Annotated in this window: 1 protein-coding gene; it reads right to left on the bottom strand. The window is 44.6% G+C overall.

The window, feature by feature from the left end:
• Positions 1 to 21: 21 nt before the first annotated feature.
• The coding region (locus ACWHAR_RS27405) for a DUF421 domain-containing protein (protein WP_452088473.1) at positions 22 to 699 on the bottom strand (678 nt) is incomplete at its 5' end.

Raw genomic sequence — 699 nt, 5'->3', positions numbered from 1 at the left:
TCATTACAAGAGAGAGCCATCTTAATTGTTATTTCCCGGTTTATATAAGTAAGGATCATGCTGCGGGTCATTAGAGGTATTTAAATCAAGGGATATATCACCTCGCGCATTCATCGTGCCTAAGGTGATCGAAGACAGCAGTTTGGGGCTGTACCCTTTTTCCTCAAGCTTCTCAAACAGCCAGGATCGGTTTTTTTGGAGATATTTCAAATTATGATCAAGGATTTCGCCATCCAGTATGAGCGGAATCGGGATAAAATTCCGTTCAGCTTCCATATTCAAATCCCGCACCTGCACCGCTCTCGCTTCCTCTTTCGGGATGACGCTTACTTCTCCCGTTTCTTCAATGATAGCAAGATCAATGTCAGCCGGGTCGGCATAGCCCTTTTCCCTCAGCTTTCCGAGCAGCTCATTAACAGTCAGCCTTTCTTTACGAAGGCCGCGTTCATCAATATCCCCGTTTCGGATTAGGACAGTCGGGCTCACGACTAGGAGCCATCGCCATTTATTAGATAAAGAGAGCTTGCTCATGATAAGATAAAGCACCAAAAAAGCACCCGCATAATAAATTGACATCGGCAGCTTGGATGTAAGGATCGGCTCACTGATAATGGTTCCGATTGCGAAGGTCAAAAGCAGGTCAAAATTGTTCATTTGTGACACAGCTTTTTTACCGGCAAGCCGAAACAAAATATATGC

The sequence above is a fragment of the Bacillus sp. LR--39 genome, assembly GCF_053613335.1.
Note: the sequence above shows the minus strand (reverse complement) of the source record. Positions and strands in the feature narration are given on the sequence as shown.